Consider the following 25,105-nt stretch of genomic DNA (forward strand, 5'->3'; position numbering starts at 1 on the left):
TCCATCACGCTCCAAACATTACGCCGGGGTTTAAAATATTGTTAGGGTCAAGGGCCTTTTTAATCTGGTGTTGTACTTCCAGTCCAACCTCCCCGATCTGTAGGGTAATAAACTTGGATTTTGCCCGACCAATACCATGCTCACCACTTAAAGAGCCGCCCAGTTCCACTGTCGCGATAAAGATCTCATCAATCGCTTTTTCGACTCTCGACATCTCCTCCAGATTCGTTTCATCGGTAAGGAGCGTGGCGTGCAAGTTGCCGTCTCCTGCATGTCCGAGTATCGCGATGATAATGTTATACTTAGCCGATATTTCCTGAATTCTCCTTACAGCAACTGGGATGCTGCTCCGCGGAACGGTCGCATCCTCCCCAATAATGGTTGGTTTCAGCCTTGCCACAGCTGCAAATGCTGAGCGACGCGCACGCCATAATTCTTCAGCCTCTTCTTTCGTCTTGGCAACCCGGATCTGGACAGCCCCTAGCTGCCTGCAGATTTGCTCGATCTTGCCAATCTGCTTAGCTAGAATTTCCGAATCTCCATCGACTTCTATTAAAAGTACAGCACCCGCCTCCGTGGGTAGACCTACCTTAGCATATTCTTCGATGTTCCGAATATAAATGTTATCCAACAATTCAAGTGAGCAAGGAACCAACCCCATGGCTATGATTTCGGAAACCGTCTCACAGGCTTGATCAATCTCAGGGAAAACCGCCATCATAGTACTCTTTGCTTCCGGCAAAGGGATAAGTTTAACAATGATTTTAGTGATAACACCCAACGTTCCCTCTGAACCGGTGAATAACTTGGTCATATCGTAACCAGTGACATTCTTAATCGTTCTACCCCCGGTATTCATAACCTCTCCGTTTGAAAGTACTATTTCAAGCCCAATAACATAATCTCGAGTGACCCCATATTTCACGCCACGCGGTCCTCCAGCACATTCCGCCACATTTCCGCCCATCGTCGAAAACGCTTGACTAGCGGGATCCGGAGGATAAAACAGACCTACTCGCTCAACCTCGCTTTGCAATTGGCTAGTAATCACGCCAGGTTCCACCACAGCAATCAAGTTTTTTCGGTCAAGCTCAAGTATTTTGTTCATTCTCTTCAGAACTAGGACAATGCAATCCCCTACAGAAACAGATCCTCCGCTCACATTTGACCCTGCTCCTCGTGGGACAACCGGTATTTTCTCAAGGTTTGCCAGCTTGAGAATTTGCGCCACTTCTTCTGTGTTAGCTGGATACACAGCAACTCCGGCTAAATCCTTCTTAAGATCCGCCTTAACAAAAGAAGCGTCATACGTATAACAATATAAATCCTCTAACGATGTATATAAATTATTTTTGCCAACAATTTCACCAAGTTTTTGAATAATCTCTGACCTCAAACTTATGTCCTCCTTTAGTGGGTTCCCTCTGTAACTCAATGGTTGTCGAATTATAGAACACTATATTATTTCGCTATCTGTTCTAAATATCCTTTAAATATGACAAAGGAGGAAGACATACGTCACATATGTCTTCCTCCTTTTCTTGTACTGATCAGAAAGTATAACTTACGTTACATACTTTCTGTAGCATAAGTGCAACTAAGTCAGCCGCCTTCGCCAAGGCTAACTAGAAGGTTAATTCGTGCGAAGACAGTGTCTTCGCTCCGCTAAGCTAACACGTGCGAAGACAGTGTCTTCGGGCGCCAGCCAAGTTTTCTAATCTAAAACTGAAGTTTCCATTGGCCGGCACTGGGATTAGAGTCCGTAAAAGAGCACTCCTTCCTTGTTTGTCCGCTTAACGAGTCCGATATGGACTAAATGTTCTAAATGGGATAGTGCTTCACCAGAAGCGAACCACTTTTGTGAAGACGGAAAATCAGCCCATTCCTTATGACTTAAATCCCAATGCATTGAAGCTGCCATTTGCACAGGAGTCTTGCTGCCCTCTTTCAAAATTCCTAAGATCTCTTGGAGTCGCTCTTGATGATGGCGCAAAAGCTCAGTAACTCTTGGTTGGTGAGCTCTGATAATCTTCCTGTGAGCCGTAAATAAGTAATCGATTTCATACTCATACACTTTGTTAAGGCTCTTAAAATAGGTCGCTAAAATATCCTGTTCAAATCCCCAGAAGGTAATATTGGGAGTTATTTCATCTAGTATATGGTCTCCGCAAAAAAACAGCTTATGGTTTCTCTCATATAAACCGATATGTCCAGGTGTATGCCCGGGAATATTCACCACTTCAAAGCTGTAAGCTCCTATAACCACTTTATTACCTTCATACAAAGGACTAAAATCAAGAGGCTCGGTTGGGGTAGTCCCGAATTCCTTGCCAAACTTGATCGTCTTGTTGCTTTCAAAGCCTAATAGTTGGTTGAGTGATTTAAAAAACAGATCTTTTTCGGAAGTCTGATTATAAATTTCTCCATCAATCTGGCTAAAATATATGGCTTGTACCCCTTGTTTTCTGAGAAAAGGAGCAAGGCCTGAGTGATCAGTATGCATATGAGTAATCAGGAGATCCGTTTTATCTAGGTCAATGTTTAGTTCTTCTATGCCCTTCATTAGCTCATTCTGACATTCTATTGTGTTAAATCCTGTGTCGATAATTAAATTCCTAGTCTCAGATACTATGATGTAACTATTGATTGCTTTTAAGGGATTTTTAGGGAGAGGTATTTCGTTTTTGAAAATGTTTGGGTAAACTTCAGTTATCATCTTGTAATGCCTCCAAATTAACTACTTCGGTAGCAGGAATCACTTCTAGGATTGAGCTACTGTAGATTTTTTAGGTATCTTTATATTATACCTTCTTTTACCATCAATGTATCGTTCGCTTAGTCAGTTGCCTTTTATACCAGAACAAACCTGTATCTTCATTACCCTCATTCTTCCTAAGATCGATTGCACTAGCCGATTACGGATTAAATCTAACATAAAATCCCCCTAGTTACAAACCAATACACATCTTTCCTACAGACAGCTACCTCCCATCCAGCGTTTCTTCTGGATAGAGGAGGTTGCTAAATTCTATTTTGATGGCTCTGGGCTAAAACTAGAAGACAATCGGCATGGTATGATAAGGGGTGAACTCACCTCAACAAGTTTACCATTCACAAAGCTGTACTTTTGGCGAAAAATCTCCGTGTTCTTATACCAAGGATTTAAATTCCCCCCAAATACAAAGTTACCCAAACTATAAACTATACATTTACCTTGATAAATTTCGTATGTTTGAAGAACGTGCGGGTGGTGACCCAACACCAAATCTGCGCCTTGGTCAACAGCGAAGCGCCCAAGCCTACGTTGCTCTTGAGTGGGGTTATATTTATTTTCCTTACCCCAATGGAAACTTACAATGATTAACGAAGTTCTTTGTTTTAAAGCCTGGATATTAACCTTTAATTCAGACATTAGGCTATCAAAGCTAACCCCTTCCTCTACTGGTCCTAAAGTGTTAACTCCTATTAAGCCGATTTTCACTCCATTTTTTTCATAAACTGCAATTTTGTTATCCCCAAAACTAGTTATCCCAGCATGATCCAAGGTTGCAACAGTGTCCGTAAAACCTTTGTTCAGAAAGTCCATACTATGGTTATTAGCTAGGTTTACAGCTTCAATGCTTCCGTCCTTCAAGATGGCCGTATAGTACGGATTTCCCTTAAAGAAAAAAGCCTGATCTCCCTGGGAATTTTTATCGGGTTTTTCGATTGCTTCAGTTAAGGTCCCTTCTAGATTGGCGATGGTCAGATCATCCTCAGTCAGGATTTTTTTTGTCTTTGAGAAAAAATAGTCTAGACCTTTCAATTGGTAATACTGATCAAAACTACCTGAGTATGAAAAACGTTCATCTTGACCCAATGTCACATCTCCTAAAGCACTGAGGGTAATTGTCGTTTTTTCATTTTGAAGTAAAACTGGTGGCGGTGAGACTTGGACAGAATCAGCTGATTTATACGTATCCCTGTCATCAAAATGCCACCATTCCGTTGCCAACGGCTTAAACCCGTACTTAACCATGACCTCTTTTAAGTATTTCGCATTTTCATTGATCCGAGCTGCCTTAGACGTGAAATCGTCGAAGCCCGTTGGCATTTCAAGTTCAACTCCTTGAATATCCACCAGGGTCAAATCAACAGCCGATCCCCTTGAGTGGTTAGAATAGCCCTTATTAGGATTCGCTACATAACGTGTATCGGGTACGAGCTTCCACATCGCAAATTGAGCGTCAGGACTTCGATAGGCATCCCAAACTTTGAGGCGATATCCCCTTTCCCCTACTTCGTCGGCAACTTTCTTAAGTTTATCGGCGGTCCCTTGGCGAAGAAGTGCTTTTGGACGATCGTAAAGTTTGGTGTGAGTAAAATTATCGGTGGTTGCATACTTTATGTCCAAATCCACAGATGGGATAATTTGCTGGACCTCAACAAAATCAGTTTTCTTTTTGATATCCATAATGTTCTGGGTCTTAACCTCATACGTTTCCGTGATAGTTTTATATTCTGTCCCTTCTGCTGTAAGAGGATTAGGTGTATCCGCTGCATGAGCTTGGGCAGTAAATCCCCAAAAAAATGTGGCGGTTATGAGCAGAGCAAAGGATCGATTGCACACGAAAAGACCACCTCCCTAAAACATTCAAAACGAATACATCTTTAAATTTCCCTAGAAGGTGTTTTCTTATCTTCAGTTTGTACCGGTAAATTAAAGGGCTCTTTCCTACAATAAAACAATTCCATCATAATATGTTTTTTTATTGTTATTTTGAACACTACAAAGGGGAAGTCCTTCACCAAAAAGAAGAACTCCCCCTTGAACTAAGTCTCATACGTTTCCATAATATGACCTATCGATTCTTAAATATAGGTTTACGTTTCTCAGCAAATGCCTTACAGCCTTCTTTGAAATCCTCCGAAGACCAGGTCAGAACCTGATACATTGCCTCCAATTCGGTCTGCTGATAATAATCATTTTTCCAGGCCTCACGCAATAGCTTTTTATCGAGACCTACTGTCATGAGTGGCTGCATAGCCAACTTTTCTGCCCATCGTATCGCCTCAGGCAAGCACTCTTCATGTGGCACTACTTTATTTAATAATCCCAGTTTCTCGGCTTCCTCGGCATTGATAATTTTACCAAACCACAATAATTCCAAAGCTTTATGATAGCCCACTTTCTGAATCAGAAAATGCGATGCTCCACTATCAGGACAGAAAGCCAATTGCATAAAGGTAAAGCCCATACGAGCTTTCTCAGAAGCAATAATCAAGTCGCATGCCAAACATGCTGCCACCGAGGCCCCTGCTACCACACCATTAAGTGCAGCTATCACTGGTTTTTTCATTTCATAGATTGCCGTTACAAGTTCACCTGACGCATCATAAGTTTCCTTGGCGCTGATAGGATCTTTTATAGAAGCTAACATAGAGATATCTCCCCCGCTAGACCACCCCTTACCTGAACCAGTAATGACAACGACTTTAACAGCATCGTTTTCAGACGCCTCCTTGCAAGCCGCCTGAACATCATAACAAAATTGATCATTGACAGAATTCATGGTTTCCGGGCGATTAAACGTAAGCACTGCCACTCCAGTGTCCAGGATATCAAGTTTAACTGTTTTCCAATTCATAAACCCTCCACCTTTCCTCTCTAGGTAACAACCTACTCTCTTTTGAGCAATGACGAATGCTTTCCCACCAAGAGAATATTTAGTTCGCTCCTTTCTAACGTCTAATGAATTAGTATTCATTTATTAATTAGTTTGAAGTTCGCCAAACTTTATTTTATTCCTTTATTTTCGATGATAAAATTTATGTCTCTTTAATATAGAGAAGGTTACATTCTAAAATGATTAGTCGTTCTCATCTTTACATTGATAACGACTAATCATATAATTCAAACAACAGTGGTGAACTTCATTTCGTATAAAATAGATCCCCCATTGGGTCTGGAAAGAAATCGTTCCCCTTAATTGAAACATTGAGACTTCAGATGAAGTTCGAAAGGATGAAAGAAATGAGTTTAGTTGAAATTGATCAGAAAAAATGCAAGCGTGACGGTATATGTGCCGCAGAATGTCCAACCAAGATTATTAGTTTTACCAACCAAGACAGGTTCCCCTTTCTTGTGGAGAATGCCGAAGAATACTGTTTAAACTGCGGTCACTGCGTGGCGGTATGTCCTCATGGAGCTTTGACTCTTAACACGATGATTATAGATGATTATCCCCTAATTCAAAAAAATCTGCTCCCTGGAGCAGAAAGTATTAAACAATTCTTAACTTCTAGACGTTCAATTCGCAAATATCATAAACAGGCTGTTAGCCACGACCTTCTAGCTGAGCTTGTTGACCTAGGACGGTATGCACCTACAGGAAGCAATAAACAACAAGTGCACTGGACTGTCTTTGAAGACAAAACGAAACTTCAAGATTTGTCATCCTTAGTGATTGATTGGGTAAAGCTAATGGTTAAACAAATCCCGGATGAAATTACTGTTATACGAATGGAACGTTTAGTCTCAAGCTGGGAAAAAGGTGAAGACCGCATACTACATGGTGCACCTCACCTGATAATGGCTCATTCTCAAGGTAATCTGCCCTCTGTATCATCTGACTGCGTGATCGCCCTGACCTATCTGGAGCTTTATGCCTTTTCTAAAGGGCTTGGCACCTGCTGGGCAGGCTACCTTACTTCGGCAGCCAATGCCTACGCTCCTCTAAAAAAAGCCTTAGGCTTGCCAGAAGGACATAAGTGTTTTGGGGCCGTAATGCTCGGCTACCCACAATATGGATATTATCGTATCCCAAATCGAAATGCCCCTCTGGTTACTTGGCTTTAGTTTTGCTCTAGCAGGGTTTTCCCTTTTCGATCATTTCGATAGCCTCCCTGGTGGTCAAGGGTAACTCCGCCTTTTTTGAATTATTATAATCGTAGATGACGATAACCCCTTCCCCACTAGCCGCTACCCCTAATTTTTCACTGACAATTAAGTACTCCATGACAAAGCTTGATTTACCCATTGATTTTACCTTTGCGCCGACAATTATTTGATCTGGATATGTCAGCGGCTTGAGATACTTGCAGGTCGTTTGAGCCAAAATTGGGCCTATACCCGTCTTGGATTTCAGGTCATTTAACCCTATTTCCTGAAAGTATTGGATCCTAGCGCTTTCGAAATATCTCAAATAATAAATGTTATTGATATGACCATAGGCATCCATCTCTCCCCAAGCAATGTGTGTTTTCACTTGAACGGGAAAATCCTTCAAATCCATAATTCTGCCTCCTTGAAAAAATTCATTTATATGTTTTAAACTACTTTAAACCGAACTTCAACATTATTCTTCGCTTCGATCAGTACACATACATCCTCTTCAAATGGTTTATAATTTACGGCAAGAACGTCGTTCAAATTAATCCAAAACACTCGACTTTCCGCACCCCATACCGAAACCTTATCATCTGCAACGTCTATATACTCTACAACTCCAAAATCTACAGTACAATCTATGACACTACTAACCTCTATACTTTCTAAGTTTTTGCCCATGAATTTTTCATTCATGAATTTTACAAACTCTATTTTCGCTGTCAATGTTAACATTTACTATACCCGCCTATCATTTTAGATTCTAATTCGATTATTCTCTTATGCTTTGTCATCTGAGTGCTATGTCGGAGTGTTCCTTATTAAAATGTCCCAATTTATAATGTTTCAACGCTTGATTCTCGCTTTAGTCTTAATTCCTCACAATTCTACGAAAGTGTCATATTATCCTCTTTCAAAAATAAATCACCAAAAAGAAGACCGGAAGCACGTGTTGCTTCCAGTCCGATGCAAGTCGGGGTTATAGATTATCACTCAGTTGGGCTGATAAGCTCCGCTATTTTAGCAGTAACATCCCTAATTAATCGTGCGGTGATTCCCCATATTGTTTCTTCTGGTACCCTATAAACAAAAATATTGCCCATCATAGTTCCCCATGGTTTTGTATACTGCTCTGGAAGTCCTAATTCTTTCGCCGGAAATGTGATAACCTCTTCGCCGGCTTGATTGATGTAAGAAGGTTGAGCTCTAAGGTTCACTTTATATACCGTCGGATCCGTATTCACAAAATAAGAAACTGGAACTGTAAAGATTTTTTCTACTTCATCAAGATTTATAATTAATTCATCCAAACTCGATATATCAATAATGCCTAAAAAAGCGTCAACAGTGGTACCCATTGTGCCAACAACCGTGTCAAGCGTTCCCAGGATCATTATCTTCTCTGCGTTAACTCCTAACTCCTCGGCCGTTTCTCTAAGTGCCGTCTCTCGAAGATCAGAGTCTTTATCAGGATCAAATTTACCGCCGGGAAAACAAATTTCTCCGGCTTGTCGTATCATGGCCGCTCTCTTTTCAAACACAAAATGATATTCTTCTCCTATCAGCATCATAAGCACTACAACTGCAGAGTTAAAATACTCTTCTTTTCCATTGATGCCAGGTACCAGTGGTAACTTTTCTTTCAGACCTTCTAGCATCGATTTATTCATATCCCACCTCCATTCATCAATTGGATAACTTTTGCTACTAATACTATATTACACTTTTTACAATAATAAATCGCCTACAATCCAAACAATCCCACCCTTTCTGAAAAATTTACCTAAAGGCAAAAGCCGCAAGCAACTTTCTCTAACTGGTTTACACCAATAAATACAACCTTATAGTGGTGGAAATAACCAATATAGTGTAAAATTTAGTTGCTTAGCTCAATATAGAAACTATTAAAACGACTTTAACAGCAAGGGAGAAGAACTATGAATGAGATTGCCCAAGACTTAAATCGCCAGATACAACAAGAAAATCCCTATGTTTATGAACTTTTGTCAGAACTTGGAAAGAATCTATACTATCCTAAGGGGATTCTAACTCAATCTGCGGAGGCCAATCAGAAGGCCTATCGCTATAATGCTACGATAGGGATTGCAACTGAAAATGGTCAACCGATGTTCTTACCATTAATCCAGGAAACCTTAAGCAGCTATACTCCTAAAGACCTTTATCCCTATGCTCCCCCTGCTGGAAAAGCTGAGCTAAGACAACTCTGGCGAGAAAAGATGCTACAGGAAAATCCTTCTTTAAAGGATAAATCCTTTAGCAACCCCCTAGTGACCAATGCCTTGACTCATGGTTTAAGTATCGTTGCAGATCTTTTTATCGACGAAAACGACCCCTTGGTTTTGCCCGATAAAATATGGGGTAATTATAACCTTATCTTTGGGGTTCGTAGAGGGGCAGAAAACATTACCTTCCCTTTCTTCACGCAGGAAGGGGCTTTTAATACGGCAGGCATGAAAGAAGCCTTACTTTCTAAGAAAGACCATGGCAAGGCAGTCTTATTACTTAATTTTCCAAACAACCCAACAGGATATACGCCGAATGAACAAGAAGCAACGGAGATCGTTAAAGCCTTAAGAGAAGTCGCTGAACAAGGAATGAACCTGGCAGTGGTTACTGACGATGCCTATTTCGGTTTATTTTATGAGAATTCCATTAAGGAATCCATGTTTGCCCGGATTGCTAACCTTCACCCTAGAATACTAGCCATAAAAGTAGATGGCGCTACAAAAGAAGAGTTTATGTGGGGATTTCGTGTAGGGTTTATTACATACGCATCTGAGCATCCGGTTATCTTAAATGCCTTGGAAAAAAAGACGTTAGGTATTATTCGTGGAACAATTTCTAGTTCTTCTCATCCTGCTCAGACATTTGTCATAAATGCCCTTCGATCGAGTGAATTCCAGACCGAGAAACAAGTTAAATTCGAACTACTCAAGCAACGTGTTCTTAAAGTCAAACAGATTCTCGAACGAAAGGAATACCATGATGCCTGGGATTATTACCCGTTTAATTCCGGTTATTTCATGTGCCTCAAGCTCAAAGGGGTAAATGCTGAAGCTTTGCGGATACATCTACTCGACCATTATGGCGTAGGGATCATTTCACTTGGGGAAAATGATGTCCGAGTCGCCTTCTCATGTGTCGAGGAACAGGAACTTGAACAACTTTTTGATCTTATTTATCGGGGATTCAAAGATTTGTCAGCGTGGGCTCTTGATTCCTAACCTTACCTCTTTTTGGGGGTTCGGTTAACCAACCATGTTATTTTTTATGGAACAAGGCTGGAAGCATTAGCTTCCAGCCTTGTTTCTATTACGTACTCGCTAAGCCCTATTGAAATGGAGAGTATCTTAGGGATTCTACTTAATTTTAAACTTTCCTATAATAGACTGTAACTCAAATGCCATTGTGGACAAATCTCGTGATGCCGAGGAAATTTGTTCCATAGAAGCAGTTTGTTCTTCGACTCCCGCAGATACCGATTGAGCCTGATCGGCTGTCTCTGCACTTATTACATCAACTTCGCGGACCGAAGTAACTATTTGCTGTGTACCGATAGCAATCTGCTGTATGGTCGCCGAAATATGTTGCATTTGAGTCGATACATTTTCAACCAAATAAGCAATTTCATCAAATGATTTACTGGCTACCGTGACTACCTCGATCCCAATTTTAACGTCTTTAGTACCATCTTTCATAGCCGATACAGCTGTACCAATGTTTGTTTGGTTTTGATTTATCAAAACAGATATTTGTTTTGTGGCTTCGCTAGATTGTTCAGCTAGTTTTCGAACTTCATCAGCTACTACCGCGAACCCTCTACCTTGTTCGCCAGCTCGTGCTGCTTCTATGGCTGCGTTCAAAGCTAACAGATTAGTTTGTTCAGCGATACTGGTTATAACCCCCACTATTTCTCCGATTTTATCTGAACTTGTGGATAACTCAATTATTGAGCTTTGAACACGATCTGTACCTGAATTAATACTATTCATCTGTTGTACCACGCGATCTAGTGCTTTTTGACCTGCCTGAGTAGTTTCTATTGTCCTAATCATCGCGTTAGTGACTTCGCTGGTACTGGCTGCGACTTCTTCCGTACTGCTTGAAATGTCTTCTGTGATTAAAGAGGTTTTATTGACAGCCACCGATTGGTTTTCCGTTCCCGATGCTACTTGCTCAACAGAGGATGCTATTTGTGTAGATACTAAAGCGTTTTGCTCCGCAATGATGGTTAATTCTTTGGATGAAGAGGCTACTTGCTCCGAAGATTCACTAATCTTAAGAACAATATTTTCAAAATTGTCCATCATAAGGTTAAATGCTTCCCCTAATTCTGCAACATCGCTATTTTTAATAACTCTCATTCGCTGAGAAAGATCTCCTTGGGCCACCTGAATAATGCTTTTTTCCATATAAAATATAGGTTTTGTAAAACGGTAATAATTCTTCAAGACGGCAAGAATCCCTATTAACACTCCTGATATTACAAAACACACTATCATAATTAAAGACTTTTTCCAATCAAGTTGCAAAATGTAAGCAATAATAATTCCCATAACTATGTCCATTGGAAGAACTAAACCTAATGTTTTGAGCATATACTTACCTAAACCGACATTTTTTGCTTCATTACTACCTATAATAATAAACCCTCCTCCATTGAAAAAAATCCCCTAAAATAGGGGGGTTACTACGTGGTTTTTTTACCCTGATTTTATGTACCTAAGTAATTATAACTGGATTATACAAAATAATATATAAAATTTTAAATATTTCGTGTTTATTTTACATTTATTGATTCTTTGCAAGAGAAATGCCCCTTCTAAGTGAAGGATGCTCTTAAAGTTTATATTTTATCAATAAATGGAGATGCAATAAATTGCCAAGCAAGTTTATTACATCCCATTATTCTATATTTGTGTATTCCCTATTTTTGCCTCTTAAGTAGCTCACTAGCTACCTCTGCAACTCCAACCTTACGTTCTTCCAGCATGACTAAGACATGATAAAACAAATCTGAAACTTCACATTTGATCTCTTCCGGATCTGAGTTCTTAGCCGCAATGATCACTTCAGCGCTTTCCTCTCCGACCTTTTTTAGGATCTTATCAATCCCTTTTTCGAACAGATAGGTGGTATAAGCCCCTTCCGGTCGCTCAAGGTTTCGAGAGTGAATCACATCGCTCAATAACTCTAGAATTCTTCCTAGATTTGGCTCGGGCCTTACCTCTGGTTCTCCGATAACCTTAAATCCTTCACTTGTCAAATCATAGTGAAAACATGAAAAATAGTTTTCATGACAAGCCATCCCAGTTTGTTTCACACTCAGAAGAATTGCATCCTGATCACAGTCAAACTTAATGTCGATGATCTCTTGGAAATGTCCTGAGGTTTCCCCCTTCAGCCACAGAGATTGCCGACTTCGGCTATAATAACATGCCTTGCGTTCCAGCAACGTTCTGCGTAAAGACTCTTCATTCATATAAGCGAGCATCAGAACCTCTTTTGTCTCCGCATCCTGAACAATTGCAGGAACAAGGCCATGAGAGTCCCAGCGGATCCCTGATAAGTCTAAGGCTTCTATTTTATTTGCATCCATTCCTATCTCAACCTTTCTATTCATATCGTGGTCCGTGGTTAGCGGTTCGTATGTATTATTCATGCATCGCGCCTTTTCCCTACCCAAACCCGAGACATGGTGTGATTACAAGCATGGTGTTCTGCATAAGTAGTATATCATAATCCGTGAAAGCGACCCCCAAAAAAGACGGTGCACATGTTATGTGCCGTCCCCCAGAACCATCGCACTAAACACGCACTCTTAGCTATCTCCATACAAATCAAGAACCGTCCTCAGCTTGCACGTAAACTCAGCTCCACGACCCCAGCCGGGGACGCAGTGTGACAGAGCGCGACGTCTTTACGTAAGCAGAATAGCAAACTTCCGTTCAAGCGACCGACCCCAGATACGGGGCAGTGCACAGGGTCCCTTCTCGCCATCCTGCAAGAAGGTTAATACGTGCGAAGACAGTGTCTTCGGGCTACAGGGACACTCGGCCATCCTTGGCCAGCGGATGTGCACTGCCGCCAATGCGCCAAGGTCCCTTCTCGCCGTCCTGCAAGAAGGTTAATACGTGCAAAGACAGTGTCTTCGGGCTACAGGGACACTTGTCCATCACGGCACCTTGCCATCCATGGCGGTGCTCTAACCTCAAACGTCCTGTTTGAGTCATGGACGGCGGATGGCGCTTTTGGCACGATAGTCTCCAGTGACGATAGTCTCCAGTGGAGAGTATCGCCGAAGCCGTTAATCTCCAAACGATACCTACCGGCGTAGGATTATTATCGCCGTAGGCGCATTCTTTAAAATAAATACTATCGCCGAAGGATGGACCCCGCTCCCCATAGCAGGAGCTTGAACGGTTAGTTTGCTCTGCGTCGTAAGCACCGAGCGCTGTGTCACACAAGTCCCTCACACAAGTCCCCCGGTCTTTCGCACCAAAATCCCCCGCTCTGCCAGATAGCGTTTAGCTTCCTCAATGCTATACTCCTTGTAATGAAAGATCGAAGCCGCTAAGACAGCATCCGCTTCCCCCAAGGTTAACCCTTCCGCTAAATGCTCTAAGGTTCCTACTCCGCCGCTCGCAATGACTGGCAAGGATACCGCCCGGCTCACAGCCTTGGTTAATTCTAACTCGTAGCCGATCTTAGTTCCGTCGCGATCCATGGAGGTCAAGAGGATTTCCCCTGCCCCGAGGGCTTCTGCTTCCGCGGCCCATTCCAACACATCCCTGCCAGTGGCCGTTCTTCCCCCGTGAATATACACTTCCCATCTACCTGGCGCCGTGCTTCGTGCATCAATGGCTACGACGATACACTGGCTGCCAAACGCATGCGCCCCTTCTTGGATAAGTCGTGGAGTCTGAACTGCAGAGGTGTTCAGGGCGATCTTATCCGCCCCTGCTCGCAGCATGCGACGAATATCCTCGATCGTCCGCAGTCCGCCCCCAATCGTAAAAGGAATAAAGACCTGTTCCGCCGTTCGGCGGACTACGTCAACCATTGTCTCGCGTTTATCTGATGAAGCCGTGATATCTAAAAATATCAATTCGTCGGCGCCTTCTTTATCATAGAGAGCAGCTAGTTCCACCGGGTCTCCAGCATCCCGTAGCTGTACGAAATTAGTCCCTTTGACGACCCGCCCATCATGGACGTCTAAACAGGGAATGATTCGCTTACTTAACATGTCTCATTCCCTCCTCAACCCACATTATCCCTATTTTTTGTTTGTATTCCGCTTACAAGCTTTCCGGTCCGTACTTCTGTGCGAACTGCCTCTATTGCTTCCCCTAAGCTAAAGGCTCCGCTATAAAGTGCTTTGCCTGTGATGGCCCCCTCGATCGAGGCCCCTTGTAAAACCTCAGCCTGTAGGTTTCGCAAATCGTCAAGAGTAGAAATCCCGCCAGAGGCGATCACTGCTAGGCCGGTTTCCCGAGCTAACTGAACCGTACTTCTAATATTCGGTCCTTGTAGCATTCCATCGCGTGCAATATCTGTAAAAACCACAGTTTGGATTCCCACAGCTTTCATCGCCTTACCCAAGTCAGTGGCATGCATCTCGGTTGCTTCTGCCCAGCCCTGAACCGCTACCAAGCCATCTTTGGCATCGATCCCAACAATGACTCGTTTCCCATACCGCTGTGCAGCTTCAGCTACCAAATCCGGATTTTTAACAGCAATCGTTCCCAGAATAACGCGTTCAATCCCTAACTCTAAAAGCTCCGTTATTCGCTCCATGGTCCGAATTCCTCCGCCGACTTGAATCTTCAGAGAAACACTTCCGACAATTTTACGGATCATCTCATCATTCACGGGCTTTCCGGAAAACGCGCCATTGAGATCGACTATATGTAAATATTCCGCACCTTGGCTCTCAAAATCCATAGCCACGTCAACAGGGTTCTCGGCGTAAACCGTGGCATCCTCCATCCGACCCTGCAGTAGACGTACCGCTTTCCCCTCCTTCAGGTCAATTGCTGGAAAGAGCAACATTGTCATTCACCAACTTTCCAAAATTCGTCAGAAGTTTAAGCCCCCAAGGACTTGATTTCTCCGGGTGAAATTGCGCCCCCCAGACATTCTCCCGGCCTACGACGGCAGGAAAGACAATTCCATAGTCACTCGTGGCAATAATATCCCGACTCTCGCTAGGATCAGCATAATACGAATGGACAAAATAAAAATCAGATTGATTGGGGATCCCATCAAGTAACCGAGAAGATTGTTCAAAGTTTAAGCTATTCCAGCCCATATGCGGTACCTTGCCGCCGGGGGGGAATTTGATAACTCGGCCTGCTAAGAGCCCTAGTCCGGCATGCTCTCCGTGCTCTTCCCCGATCTCAAAGAGAAGTTGCATGCCCAGACAAATCCCTAAGAACGGACGACCCGAATGAGCGAACTGAGTCAATGGCTCGATCCAGTCCATTATTTTTAAAGCCCCCATCGCATCGGCAAATGCTCCAACCCCCGGCAGGATCAGCCCATCTACCTCACTTAATTCTTGAGGGTCATTCATGATTTTGGCTTGATAACCGACCTTTTCCAAAGCCTTTTCAACACTTCTTAAATTTCCCCGCCCATAATCCACAATCCCTATCATCTTATAAAACTCCTTTAGTCGAAAGGATACCGCTATACCGTACATTCTGACGGAGGGCTAGACCAAGGGCTCTTCCCACCCCTTTAAAAATAGCTTCTAAAATATGATGTCGGTTTTTCCCAGAAAGTTGCCTGATGTTGAGGGTAAGCCCGCTCTGAACAACAAATGCTCGAAAAAATTCCTCAGCCATTTCAACAGGAAACTCACCTACCATACCGTCCGGACAATTTACATCCCAGACTAGATAGGGACGATTGGAAAGATCGAGCGCCACTTGAATAAGTGCTTCATCCATAGGTAGCAGGGCCTCTCCCAGTCGTTCAATTCCTCGCTTATCTCCGCAAGCCTCTCTAAGCGCTTGTCCCAAGACGATACCGCAGTCTTCAATTGTATGGTGAGCATCCACCTCTAAATCCCCACTGGCCTTCAGGACGAGATCAAAGTAGGCAAACCGGGCAAAGGCAGTTAACATATGATCGAAAAAACTTATTCCAGTTTCGATTTGGGATTCTCCCGTTCCGTCTATGTTTAATCGCACATGAATCTCTGTTTCCTTAGTTTTCCGTTCAATAAAAGCTTCTCTCATGATCTCTACTCCTTCACTGTCCGTAATCCCCGTTATCCACCATTGATCTCTCGGACTGCTCGTAAAAAGTCTCTATTTTCTTCAGGAAGTCCTGCACTCATGCGCAAACATTTGCCGAGAACCGGGAGATCACCCATGTTACGAACGAGGAACCCTCTCTTTAATAACTCACTCGTCAATCGATCAGGGTCTTGCGGTTTAAACAAAATAAAATTTGCCCGTGTCGGATAAACCACGAAGCCTTGAATCCGTCTTAATTCCTCATACAACGTTTGGGTTTCTGCCTTGATGCTTTGAATTTGTTGTTGATACTCATTTAAGTAACCGAGAGCAAGGATTCCTGCCCTTTGGCTAAACAAATTAACATTAAATGGCTGTCGAACCCGATTGATCAAGGCAATCGTCTCCGGTTGTCCAAGCAAATACCCCAAGCGGAGACCGGCCATTCCAAAGGCCTTAGAAAACGTACGGAGAATTACCAAGTTTGGATAATTTACAATTTCAGGAATGAGAGTCTCGTCGGAAAACTCCGCATACGCCTCGTCAACAACCACGATCTTACCACTTTCCCGCACAAGTTGGAGAATATCTTCTCTAGGGAATAGCGAACCGGTAGGATTATTGGGATTACAAATGATCATGACATGTGCGTCTTGCGATCGCGCAGCCTTCAACATCTGCTCAGTATCTAGATCAAGACCGTTTAACAAGGGAACTTCCACAACTGAGGTATCAGTCAAACGAGCCCCAATCTGATACATACTGAACGTTGGGGGATGAATAATAAGAGATTTCCCGGCACCGCCAAACGTGAGCAAGATAAGCTGAATAAGTTCATCCGATCCATTCCCAATCAGAATCCCTTCCGGAGATATCTTTGAATACGTCGAAATAGCCTGTTTAAGCTCTATGCCCATTCCATCGGGATAACGGTTAAACGCAAGTTCCTCGTTGAACAGCCCCTCGCGCATTCCTTTCGGCCAGAGAAAGGGGTTTTCATTGGCGTCCAGTTTAATACACTGCGGCATATGTTTTGCTTGATAAGGAGTAAGCTGGCGTACTCCAGGACGAACAAATTTTTCGAGATTGCTTAATACCATGTCTATCATACCCCCTTCTTATAAAATCTTATTTTTAATACGCAACAACCTTAGTCTTGCACATCTAAAAACTACTTAAATCGTACTTCTACAGCTCGAGCATGCGCTTCCAATCCTTCGCTACGCGCGAGTAAGGCGATTTGCTTGGCATCTCGTTTAAGAGCTGCTTCTGAATACCCGATCACACTAACCTTTTTCATAAACATATCAACATTGAGGGGAGAATAAAACCGTGCCGTCCCTCCGGTGGGCAAAACGTGATTGGGTCCCGCAAAGTAATCCCCCACGGGTTCCGGAGAATAACGTCCTAGAAAAACAGCTCCGACATTTCGGACTTTTCCTAACCAAGAATAGGGCTCCTTAACGACTAACTCAAAATGCTCCGGGGCAATTTGATTGGCCAAATCCATTCCTTCGTCGAGATTCGACACCAAAATTGCGGCCCCATATGTTTGCCAGGAGGCACGAGCAATCTCGGCACGAGGTAAGCCCTCCAATTGCCGCTCCACTTCGACGATCGTCTGTTCAAGAAGTTGACGAGAAGGAGATACCAAAATTGCTGAAGCCAATCGATCATGTTCGGCCTGGGACAATAAATCTGCGGCTAATTCATTGGGGCTCCCACTCTCATCTGCCAAGATTAAGATTTCACTCGGCCCGGCCAACATATCAATGTCTACCGTTCCGTAGACTTGCTTCTTGGCTAAGGTTACGTAGATGTTCCCCGGTCCGGTTATTTTGTCCACCGGAGAAATGGACTCAGTCCCGTACGCTAACGCCGCTATCCCCTGAGCCCCTCCAACCCTGTAAATTTCGGTTACACCCGCTTCGGCTGCCGCTACTAAGACCTCTGGAAGCAGAGTGCCATCCGCTCTAGGTGGAGTGACCATGACGATCTCTTTTACCCCGGCAACAACAGCTGGTAAGGCGTTCATCAAGACTGACGAGGGATAAGAAGCCGTTCCTCCGGGTACATAAATACCCACACGCTTGAGTGGGAGAAGAAGTTGCCCAAGAATACTTCCATCCGAGTCTGGCTCCATCCATGACGTTCGTTTCTGTCGTTCATGATAGTTTAAGATATTTCGTTTAGCCGTACGTAAGGCTTCTAAAAAGTCCTCTTCGACCACTTGATACGCTCCTTGAATTTCCTCTTTGCTTGCCCTCAGCCCACATTGACGCAGATTGACTTGATCGAATTCCTCCGTCATTTGAAAGATTCCCTCTTCGCCATCCTCCCGAACCCGCTTGAGAATCTCTGCAACACGCTTATCTAAGGTTTCATCGTCCCCATAGGATTTCCGCGTGAGACGATTCAAATCAATATCCTTTAAATCCTCAACTTTCACAACAAGATCCCTCGCTTTATCTGTCAAAATAAATCTCTAAACGGCATCAGCAAACCAGTTCCTGGTTCAAAACTCTACTCATCTTCTCGATGACTACTTTGCCGAGACATCTCCAACTAGTTCTCCACGCATACGCTCGATCAAATCTCGAATTCGCCCATATTTCATGCGATAAGCAACTCGGTTAGCGATTAAACGAGTCGTTGCTTCAAGGATTGGAGCAACCTCAAGTAAGTGATTTTCCTTGAGTGTTTTTCCCGTGGAGACAATATCGACAATCATTTCTGCAAGATCGACACAGGGGGCAAGTTCCATATTGCCATGAAGTTTTATAGGCGTTACCTGCATGCCCAACCCACTAAAAAAAGTCTCTGTCACACGCGGAAACTTCGTGGCTACCCGTTGATGATTCAGACCACTTAAATCATAGTCTCCATTTGGGAGTTTTGGTGGGACGCTTTCCTCAGGCATTGCAACTACAAAGCGACAATAACCAAATTTTAGGTCCAGTAATTCGGCCACATCCTTATTTTCTTCCAGCAAGGTATCCTTTCCAACCAGTCCTAGGTCTGCAGCTCCATACTCAACATAGGTTGGAATATCAGTTGGCCGGCAAATAATAATCTTCGCCTTACTATCAGGAAGATCATAAAAGAGCTTCCGAGAATCTTCATTAACATGGCTACACTCGATCCCCACTCGACTTAATAGTTGGATAGAATCGATGAGCAACTTCCCTTTAGGCAACGCAATCGTCAAAAAATCTCGTTCCACTCGGCATCCCCTTCCAATATCCCCGCTAAAACTAAAGCTTAATTCGGTTTATAAATTTTTACAATTTAACGCTTTAGCTAATTAAAGCTCTAATATATTAGTATTATAACAATGTCCTCTTACTCTAGCAACCCCTTAATGTAAATAAAAGTTGAGGTGTAACATATTCCTCCAAAATAAAGGTAATTTATTCATTATTAGAGAAATGTATCTAACTATTCCATTGAAGGAAATATGTAATATTATTTCTCATATATAATTTTACAAGTTCCTATAGGAAATTGGTCGGACAAGATCGGTTTTAAAACTTTCTTGTTAATTGGATATCTATTATGTTTCTCGACCGGAATTTTATACTACTTCGCCAACAGTTCAATTCTTTTTTTCCTTGGTCGGGCATTACAAGGAGTTGGGGAAGCACCGATTTGGGCATTAGCTCCGGCGCTATTGTCCATCAAGTTTCCCAACTCTAAGGGAAAAATCATGGGTGTATACAATGCAACAATTCACGGAGTGAGCCAAACATTTGTTGGAGTGTTTTTCTCTTTGTTTTATGTGGCTATTAGTCTTTCTCAAATAATTACTGGTGGTCTTTCAGACAGGATGGGGCGAGAAAAATTTATAATATCCGGTTTAATAATAGCTGCTTCAGGAATGTTTATATTTCCCGGTTTAAGTCAGCAGTGGATCCTCATCGCATTAACACTCGCAAGTCTCGGGTTGGGAGTATTTTATTTGTCATCCATGGCCTTTTTAAATGAAATTGTACCAAATTCACTTAAAGGAACCGTCTCTGGAGCCTATTATTTATTTTGGGGGATTGGATTCTTCTTTGGTCCGCTGTTAATAAGTAAACTTGGAGAACTATCTGGGCATTACATCGGTTTCTTTATGTACTCTCTGGTTCTGGCGCTAGAAGCCATTATAATGATATTCTTATACAGGAAGGTAAGGTTAACATGAGGTAGTTACAGAGACCATTTTTCACCAACTAAGAGCTCCCAATAATTATATCTAAGCAAAATAAGAGGCAAGCCATTCATCAAACTAGGCTTGTCTCTTAAACGTAAGGTAATAGTCAACCCATGCAAAAGCTAAGTGATCATCCATCAACTGTAGATCGTCAAAATCCTTAAGATAAGATGATCAGTCTCCCATCTCCATCCCAAAAGTACGTGCGGCTAACAGCAAGGGATCGTTTAACGGAACATATTTTATCTGATCAACCGCTTCCTGGAGTGGGACTCGTACAATATCCCTGCCTCGTAGGGCGACCATAATGCCAAATTCCTCTTCGAGAGCCGCATCAACCGCAGCTACACCATAGCGAGTAGAGAGCACTCGATCATACGCATTTGGAGAACCTCCTCGTTGGAGATGACCCAGTACAGTGACACGAGTTTCTAAGCCATAGTGTTCTTCGAGATCATTGCCGAGTTTGGCACCGATCCCGCCCAATTTGATGGGGTCGAATCGCCCCGAAACCATACGTTCAACCACCATTTCCCCGCCAAGAGGCTTAGCTCCTTCAGCAACGACAATAATGCTAAATTTCTTGCCAAGTTTCGCCCTTTTTTGAATGCATAGGGCCACACGATTAATATTATAAGGTATTTCTGGTATAAGGATGACATCTGCCCCCCCCGCAACACCAGCATAAAGGGCAATCCATCCAGCGTAACGCCCCATTACTTCAAGGACCATGACTCGATGATGAGATTCCGCAGTAGTATGTAATCGATCTAAAGCTTCCTGGGCTGTATCGACCGCTGTTTGAAAACCAAAGGTTTGATCAGTGGCCATGAGATCATTATCAATCGTCTTCGGGATTCCGATTACAGAGAGCCCTTTATTCGCTAACTTAAGTGCAATATTTAAACTTCCATCTCCACCAATGGCTAGTAAGGCATCGACTCCACGCTCTTTTAAATTTCGAATTACATCATCAGATCGATCAACCATTTGAGTTAACCCATTAACTTTCGTCTCATACGCAAACGGATTATCTCGGTTTGTCGTCCCCAGTATTGTTCCTCCGCGCGGTAAAATACCCGAGACATCCTTCAAGGTAAGGGGCATGAAATCTCCCTCAACCGCTCCACGAAAGCCATCAAGGATTCCAAGTACTTCAAGACCATATCCAGTCGCACTTTTAACAATTGCCCGAATTACAGCATTAAGCCCCGGACAGTCCCCTCCACCTGTGAGCACAGCAATCTTACGCATCTTTACACCCCTTAATCTATAGGTACTTTCGTAACGTTATTATATATTTAAAGGCGGTCAAAGAAAATTTTTCTAAAATCGTTTCCTAATCGCCCCCTACTTTCAGAAGAGACATTACCCTTTAAAAACCTGCGATATCCAGATTACCCCTCGATATGTCATAGTTTTCCACAATTATTCTGCCGAATCTAAAAGGATTTTGGGATATGATCCTAAAATTATATTAGTTTGATTGGAAGGGGTTATTAAAATGAGTTATTCTTTATCAACGAAAAAAATTCGGCCAACCTCGCCCAATCCTAAAATGGGCGGGTGGAAAACAACAACTCTTAGAAATATTATTATCAAACATACCTGCAACCTATAATCGCTATATTGAACCATTCTTTGGAGGTGGAGCTCTATTCTTTGGGTTACGCCCTCAAAATTCAATCATATCGGATTTTAACCCTGAGCTGATAAATCTATACCGAGTTGTAGCACAGAATGTTCAGGAATTGATTGCCGCTCTTAAGAATTTACCGAATGACAAAGAACTATTCCTTAATCTTCGCGCAAAGGATCCAGCGACACTCTCCTCTGTAGAACAGGCCGCACGAACCATATACCTAAATCGAACTTGTTTTAATGGACTATATCGCGTGAATAAAAGTGGTCAATTCAACACTCCTTTTGGTAATTATCACAATCCTAAGATATGCGACGAAAATAATTTGATGGCTGCTAGTCGTTTACTCCAAACCTCTCAAATAATCTTAAGTGATTATAAAGCTATACTTGAAAACTATGCTCAGCCTGGCGATTTTATTTACTTAGATCCGCCTTATATGCCCATATCAAGCACTTCGGATTTTAAACGTTATACAAAAGTACAGTTCTACGAAAAAGATCACATTGATCTTGCCGAAAGGGTTCACAACTTACACGAGCTTGGCTGCCACGTCCTGCTTTCAAACTCCAATCACCCTCTTGTTCATGAACTATACAGTAACTATCGTGATAGCATCATCATCCTACAAACCAAGCGAAACATCAGTAGCGACGCCTCTAAAAGAATGGGTGAGGACATATTAATTAATATTAAGCCTCGACCGAGGCGTAAACTTTTTATTAATCAAAGTCCTATTACTTTATCCTCCCAGGTCGAGCATTTCCCCTCTACAAGGTATATGGGTAGTAAGCAAGCTCTACTAAAGCCTATTTGGGAAGCATCTTCCCAATTTAACGTTAATACTGTCTTAGATTTATTTAGCGGTAGTGGTGTTGTAAGTTATATGTTTAAAGCACAAGGGAAGCAAGTCATCAGTAACGATTATCTGGCCTTTTGTTCCTTATTCACAAAGTCAATGGTTGAGAATAACTGTGTTACCTTGTCAGAGCAAGATTTAAACTTTTTATGTAATCATGAGACTCCTAACCCAGATCGTTTTGTCTCAGATACTTTTAGAGGATTGTATTTCAGTGATGACGATAATTTATTTATTGATAAAATTAGAGCGAACATCAATTATTTGGAAGATGACTATAAAAAGGCCATTACTATGGCTTCACTCGTCAGATCATGCCTGAAAAAACGAGCCAGGGGTATTTTCACCTACACCGGAAATAACTCAGATGACGGTCGACGCGATTTGAGATTGTCGCTGAAGGACCAGTTTTGTGAGGCAGTAGACAAAGTGAACAAGGCAGTATTCAATAACAGGCGGGCAAATATCTCTCAAAACGTCGATTCAATGGAAATTAACACAACTGCAGATCTAGTATATATTGATCCCCCTTACTTTAGCCCACTTTCTGACAACGATTATACTCGAAGATATCATTTTGTCGAAGGACTTGCTCGTAACTGGAAAAATGTTGATCTACAGGCACATACTAAAACAAAAAAATTCAAAAGTTTTCCCACTCCATTTAGTAAAGAGATAGGAGCCTATAAGGCCTTTGAAACACTATTAAGGCGTCACCAAGCAAGCATCATTATTGTCTCTTATTCTTCAAATTCTCTACCTACTAAAAACGATTTATCAGCTTTGCTTTCCAAATATAAACAAAATGTTAAAGTAATCGAAGTAGATTATCGCTATAGTTTCGGTAATCAAGGCCATAAGGTTGATGATAACAAAAACAGTGTTCAAGAATATCTATTTATTGGCTACTAAACTCTTCATCTCAAAGACATAGGAAACCCCTAAAACACTTGCGAAAAGGTCTATATATTGATTGTATAGAGGAGCAATACCTTTTAAACGGATGATTTTTGTCATCCGTTTTATCAGTTGCTGATGTTCTTGCCTGTTAGCCTGTGGCATTTTTTCAACCTGAATCATATGCCACTCCTTCCTCTACTCAACGCACAAAATCTCTTTAATATTCTTCTGCCGTGCCACCAACTGGGCCGCTTCATTCTCCATAGTTTCGAGTGCCATTTCAACCCGTTTCCCCTTAGCCCTTAGGACTTGGCACTGTCGAATAATCTGCCCTGCATCGGATCCATAGACCAAGATATCCGCTCCCTCCACAGTTGGAAGCGGGAATTGTTCTAACAAATTCCCCAGGTGGATAGCGAAACCAGTCGCTGGTTGTGGAACCCCAAAATCAGCATATAATGCATCATAACGTCCACCCTCAACTACCGGAAAGCCCATTCCTGGAACATACCCTTCAAAAACAGCCCCAGTATAATATGAAAAGCCGCGGAGTATTCCTAAATCTAACGAAACATTTGCTTGGATTCCAAAGTCGTTTAAATACCGATAAATTCGTCTCAAGCTTTCAACTGCCTCGCGAATCGCTGGTCTCTCACTCCAGCCAAGAACTTCATCGAGAATTTCTTCTCCCCCATGTAAATGGGGTAAATGAAGTAAAAGCTCCTGAACCCGCCCGGGTAACCCACTTTGCCTGACTAAACTTTCTACGCCCACCATGTCTTTACGTGCTAACGCTTCTTCCAAGTTAGCTTGAATCCCCTCATCGACCCCTGCCTCCAACATCAACCCGGAGAAAATTCCCATATGTCCCAGGTTAAACTGATAGTTTTTTAAGCCCAAACCCGCAATCGCTTCGACTGCGAGAGCAATCACTTCCGCATCCGCCAATTCCTGGTCTGAACCCACGAGTTCTACTCCTACTTGACGGAACTCTCTATGTCTAACAGTGGTGTTACGATACACATCAGCACCATAACACAAACGCAGAGGGAATTCCGCACCTCGCATGCGTGTACTAACGAGACGGGCAATGGGTATGGTCAGTTCAGGACGCATAGCCAGAATATGTCCATTGCGATCAAAGAATTTGTATAAAGAATCGTCTTGCTCAACGTCCGGTTGGACGCAAGCGGAAAACTCTAGCGTTGGAGTCAACACCTTTTGATATGACCACTGCCGAAAAAGCGTTAGAATCTGTGTTTCTAATCGCTCCTGAACCGCTACTTCCTCAGGTAGTAAATCGCGCATGCCCATTGGGATACGTAGGCCTAAATTTGTCCTTAACATGATGTTTCTCCTTCACTTATGTCAATTT

The 25,105-nt window shown here is 42.6% G+C and carries 23 protein-coding genes and 1 pseudogene; 5 read left to right on the top strand and 19 right to left on the bottom strand.

Translation table 11 applies throughout. The annotated features are described in order from the left end of the window. Positions 1 to 4 precede the first annotated feature (4 nt). The 4 genes from UF75_RS00420 to UF75_RS00435 form a co-directional block, all read right to left on the bottom strand. Positions 5 to 1,396 (bottom strand): FAD-linked oxidase C-terminal domain-containing protein, encoded by a 1,392-nt coding sequence (locus UF75_RS00420; RefSeq protein ID WP_045572617.1) that lies wholly within the window; start codon positions 1,394 to 1,396, stop codon positions 5 to 7. Between the two features lie 357 nt (positions 1,397 to 1,753). Continuing rightward, complete coding sequence (locus UF75_RS00425; protein ID WP_045572618.1) at positions 1,754 to 2,716, bottom strand: MBL fold metallo-hydrolase; 963 nt, start codon at positions 2,714 to 2,716, stop codon at positions 1,754 to 1,756. Positions 2,717 to 3,028: 312 nt separating this feature from the next. After that, entirely contained in the window at positions 3,029 to 4,609 is a 1,581-nt protein-coding gene (locus UF75_RS00430; RefSeq protein WP_045572619.1) for a CapA family protein, read from the bottom strand. Between the two features lie 232 nt (positions 4,610 to 4,841). Continuing rightward, on the bottom strand, positions 4,842 to 5,627 hold the full coding sequence (locus UF75_RS00435; protein WP_045572620.1) for an enoyl-CoA hydratase/isomerase family protein: 786 nt from the start codon (positions 5,625 to 5,627) through the stop codon (positions 4,842 to 4,844). Between the two features lie 386 nt (positions 5,628 to 6,013). Between UF75_RS00435 and UF75_RS00440 the strand changes: the two genes are divergently transcribed. Then, the gene (locus tag UF75_RS00440) at positions 6,014 to 6,838 is read left to right on the top strand and encodes a nitroreductase family protein (RefSeq protein ID WP_045572680.1); all 825 of its coding nucleotides are present in this window, start codon (positions 6,014 to 6,016) and stop codon (positions 6,836 to 6,838) included. 7 nt (positions 6,839 to 6,845) lie between these two features. On the opposite strand, the gene UF75_RS00445 is transcribed toward UF75_RS00440, so the two are convergent. The 3 genes from UF75_RS00445 to UF75_RS00455 all read right to left on the bottom strand — a co-directional run bounded on the left by UF75_RS00445 (position 6,846) and on the right by UF75_RS00455 (position 8,538). Continuing rightward, entirely contained in the window at positions 6,846 to 7,274 is a 429-nt protein-coding gene (locus UF75_RS00445) for an acyl-CoA thioesterase (protein WP_045572621.1), read from the bottom strand. A 35-nt stretch (positions 7,275 to 7,309) separates the two neighbouring features. Continuing rightward, positions 7,310 to 7,549 carry a hypothetical protein gene (locus UF75_RS00450; RefSeq protein WP_242860051.1) on the bottom strand — a complete coding sequence of 80 codons (240 nt, stop codon included), beginning with the start codon at positions 7,547 to 7,549 and terminating at the stop codon, positions 7,310 to 7,312. Between the two features lie 308 nt (positions 7,550 to 7,857). Beyond that, positions 7,858 to 8,538 carry a CoA pyrophosphatase gene (locus UF75_RS00455; RefSeq protein ID WP_045572623.1) on the bottom strand — a complete coding sequence of 227 codons (681 nt, stop codon included), beginning with the start codon at positions 8,536 to 8,538 and terminating at the stop codon, positions 7,858 to 7,860. 267 nt (positions 8,539 to 8,805) lie between these two features. Between UF75_RS00455 and UF75_RS00460 the strand changes: the two genes are divergently transcribed. Further along, on the top strand, positions 8,806 to 10,113 hold the full coding sequence (locus tag UF75_RS00460) for an aminotransferase class I/II-fold pyridoxal phosphate-dependent enzyme (RefSeq protein WP_045572624.1): 1,308 nt from the start codon (positions 8,806 to 8,808) through the stop codon (positions 10,111 to 10,113). 135 nt (positions 10,114 to 10,248) lie between these two features. Here UF75_RS00460 and UF75_RS00465 read toward each other — a convergent pair whose 3' ends face one another. After that, positions 10,249 to 11,487: a methyl-accepting chemotaxis protein gene (locus UF75_RS00465; protein WP_052692940.1), complete on the bottom strand. Its 1,239-nt coding sequence runs from the start codon at positions 11,485 to 11,487 to the stop codon at positions 10,249 to 10,251. Between the two features lie 329 nt (positions 11,488 to 11,816). Beyond that, positions 11,817 to 12,488, bottom strand: coding sequence for a bifunctional phosphoribosyl-AMP cyclohydrolase/phosphoribosyl-ATP diphosphatase HisIE (gene hisIE, locus UF75_RS00470; RefSeq protein WP_197079283.1), 672 nt, complete (start codon positions 12,486 to 12,488; stop codon positions 11,817 to 11,819). Positions 12,489 to 12,908: 420 nt separating this feature from the next. Here hisIE and UF75_RS28865 point away from each other — a divergent pair, with 420 nt between their 5' ends. Continuing rightward, positions 12,909 to 13,226 (top strand): hypothetical protein, encoded by a 318-nt coding sequence (locus UF75_RS28865; RefSeq protein ID WP_197079280.1) that lies wholly within the window; start codon positions 12,909 to 12,911, stop codon positions 13,224 to 13,226. 135 nt (positions 13,227 to 13,361) lie between these two features. Here the strand turns inward: UF75_RS28865 and hisF are convergent, their stop codons facing one another. The 7 genes from hisF to hisG all read right to left on the bottom strand — a co-directional run bounded on the left by hisF (position 13,362) and on the right by hisG (position 19,357). Further along, a complete protein-coding gene (gene hisF / locus UF75_RS00480; protein ID WP_045572626.1) occupies positions 13,362 to 14,135 on the bottom strand; it encodes an imidazole glycerol phosphate synthase subunit HisF in 774 nt (257 codons plus the stop codon). Between the two features lie 14 nt (positions 14,136 to 14,149). Further along, positions 14,150 to 14,941 carry a 1-(5-phosphoribosyl)-5-[(5-phosphoribosylamino)methylideneamino]imidazole-4-carboxamide isomerase gene (gene hisA / locus UF75_RS00485; RefSeq protein WP_045572683.1) on the bottom strand — a complete coding sequence of 264 codons (792 nt, stop codon included), beginning with the start codon at positions 14,939 to 14,941 and terminating at the stop codon, positions 14,150 to 14,152. After that, positions 14,919 to 15,548 carry an imidazole glycerol phosphate synthase subunit HisH gene (gene hisH / locus UF75_RS00490; RefSeq protein ID WP_045572627.1) on the bottom strand — a complete coding sequence of 210 codons (630 nt, stop codon included), beginning with the start codon at positions 15,546 to 15,548 and terminating at the stop codon, positions 14,919 to 14,921. Before hisH ends, hisA begins: the two co-directional genes overlap by 23 nt. 1 nt (position 15,549) lies before the next feature. Further along, on the bottom strand, positions 15,550 to 16,134 hold the full coding sequence (hisB, locus tag UF75_RS00495; RefSeq protein ID WP_045572628.1) for an imidazoleglycerol-phosphate dehydratase HisB: 585 nt from the start codon (positions 16,132 to 16,134) through the stop codon (positions 15,550 to 15,552). A gap of 32 nt (positions 16,135 to 16,166) precedes the next feature. Next, complete coding sequence (gene hisC, locus UF75_RS00500) at positions 16,167 to 17,243, bottom strand: histidinol-phosphate transaminase (RefSeq protein WP_045572629.1); 1,077 nt, start codon at positions 17,241 to 17,243, stop codon at positions 16,167 to 16,169. A 62-nt stretch (positions 17,244 to 17,305) separates the two neighbouring features. After that, a complete protein-coding gene (gene hisD, locus UF75_RS00505) occupies positions 17,306 to 18,583 on the bottom strand; it encodes a histidinol dehydrogenase (protein WP_045572684.1) in 1,278 nt (425 codons plus the stop codon). 93 nt (positions 18,584 to 18,676) lie between these two features. Further along, positions 18,677 to 19,357, bottom strand: a complete 681-nt coding sequence (hisG, locus tag UF75_RS00510; RefSeq protein WP_045572630.1) for an ATP phosphoribosyltransferase — start codon at positions 19,355 to 19,357, stop codon at positions 18,677 to 18,679. Between the two features lie 252 nt (positions 19,358 to 19,609). On the opposite strand from hisG, the pseudogene UF75_RS00515 reads away from it, so the two are divergent. Next, a pseudogene (locus UF75_RS00515) lies at positions 19,610 to 20,320 on the top strand (MFS transporter); the annotation flags it as partial. 183 nt (positions 20,321 to 20,503) lie between these two features. Here the strand turns inward: UF75_RS00515 and UF75_RS00520 are convergent. Next, a complete protein-coding gene (locus tag UF75_RS00520; RefSeq protein WP_045572632.1) occupies positions 20,504 to 21,583 on the bottom strand; it encodes a 6-phosphofructokinase in 1,080 nt (359 codons plus the stop codon). A 296-nt stretch (positions 21,584 to 21,879) separates the two neighbouring features. Between UF75_RS00520 and UF75_RS00525 the strand changes: the two genes are divergently transcribed. Further along, the gene (locus UF75_RS00525; protein WP_242860059.1) at positions 21,880 to 23,742 is read left to right on the top strand and encodes a Dam family site-specific DNA-(adenine-N6)-methyltransferase; all 1,863 of its coding nucleotides are present in this window, start codon (positions 21,880 to 21,882) and stop codon (positions 23,740 to 23,742) included. On the opposite strand, the gene UF75_RS00530 is transcribed toward UF75_RS00525, so the two are convergent. Then, positions 23,725 to 23,910 carry a hypothetical protein gene (locus tag UF75_RS00530; RefSeq protein ID WP_045572634.1) on the bottom strand — a complete coding sequence of 62 codons (186 nt, stop codon included), beginning with the start codon at positions 23,908 to 23,910 and terminating at the stop codon, positions 23,725 to 23,727. The genes UF75_RS00525 and UF75_RS00530 overlap by 18 nt on opposite strands. 15 nt (positions 23,911 to 23,925) lie before the next feature. After that, positions 23,926 to 25,077, bottom strand: coding sequence for an ATP phosphoribosyltransferase regulatory subunit (gene hisZ / locus UF75_RS00535; protein ID WP_045572635.1), 1,152 nt, complete (start codon positions 25,075 to 25,077; stop codon positions 23,926 to 23,928). Positions 25,078 to 25,105: the final 28 nt, after the last annotated feature.

Origin of the sequence: Desulfosporosinus sp. I2 (assembly GCF_000960765.1) — a bacterium.
Classification (GTDB): Bacteria; Bacillota; Desulfitobacteriia; order Desulfitobacteriales; family Desulfitobacteriaceae; genus Desulfosporosinus.